Annotated in this window: 2 protein-coding genes; both read right to left on the bottom strand. The window is 58.8% G+C overall.

The features are described from left to right. On the bottom strand, window positions 1-229 hold a 229-nt coding region (locus FJ419_RS31065), incomplete at its 3' end, for a hypothetical protein (protein ID WP_210239596.1). A gap of 540 nt (window positions 230-769) precedes the next feature. Further along, a partial coding sequence (locus tag FJ419_RS31535; RefSeq protein ID WP_176479576.1) for a hypothetical protein occupies window positions 770-1,072 on the bottom strand: 303 nt, incomplete at its 5' end.

Below are 1,072 nucleotides of genomic sequence, written 5' to 3'. Positions count from 1 at the left end.
GCGCAAAGAGGCTCACCGGCGACGCCTGGGAGAAGCGGCTAATTGCAGTGCGACGTGCAGTCGAAAATATCTGAGATTCAGCTGGTATTGCCAAATTGTTGCTGGATGCATGTGAGCAGTCGCCGCACTCTCGGCAATGCCTGGAAAGGCGCCCGACGCTCCGCTTGGCAGACCGAAAGAATGGCTTGAGACCAATCTGGATCTGACTAATACTGTCGCTGACCTGCATTCGACGTTCCTATCTTGCCCGGTTCGGAGCAGAGGTGATACAAATCGACTGGCCGGTCCATTTTATGACCACTCGATAACTGTAATCAGCGGTCTTAATCATGTGCGCGGCAAACGCTCGGCTCAGCTAGACGTTGGCTCATCTGGCGGTCGAAGGGCCTCTAAAACTAGTTAAATGGTTGATGTCGTAGTATGGATGGGGCTCGACCGCTCGGCACTGTCCGGCCTGCCGTGACCTTGGATCTAAAGAACATCACCCCGCCAATTGCCGAGGATGAAGCATTGGAGAAAAACTCGGTTCCGGCCCAGATTGAGTTCGGCAGCGTCACAAGATGTATGGGGCAGTCGCTGCGGTCAGCAATTTGTCGCTGACCGTCGGTCCCAAGGGGTTCGGGCAAGACCACGGCCCTGATGCTGCTCGCCGGGTTCGTAGCGCCCACTGAGGGAGACATCCGGATTGCTGGGAATTAGGTCGCGGCGGTGCAGTCTTATCGGCGCGACCAAGGCATCGTCTTCCAGAGCTATGCGCTGTTTCCGCACCTCACGGTGCGCCGAACCTAGAATTCCCGCTCGAAATGCGCGGCATGAAGGCTGCCGAGAGGCAGCGCAGGTCGACCGCATGCTCGCGCGCGTGCACCTCACCGACTTTGGCGGCCGCATGCCGTCGCAATTGAGCGGCGGCCAGTAACAGCGCGTGGCGCTTGCTCGAGCCCTGATCGCTGATCCGCCGTTCCTCTTGCTCGATGAGCCGCTCGGCGCACTTGACCGTAAGCGCTGTTCTGGTGGCACCTTTCGCGCGTGGTCGTGAGGAACGATGTTCGGAGCCTTTGAGGGCTTCGACACA

Source organism: Mesorhizobium sp. B2-6-2, from assembly GCF_006440615.1.
Classification (GTDB): Bacteria; Pseudomonadota; Alphaproteobacteria; order Rhizobiales; family Rhizobiaceae; genus Mesorhizobium.
Note: the sequence above shows the minus strand (reverse complement) of the source record. Positions and strands in the feature narration are given on the sequence as shown.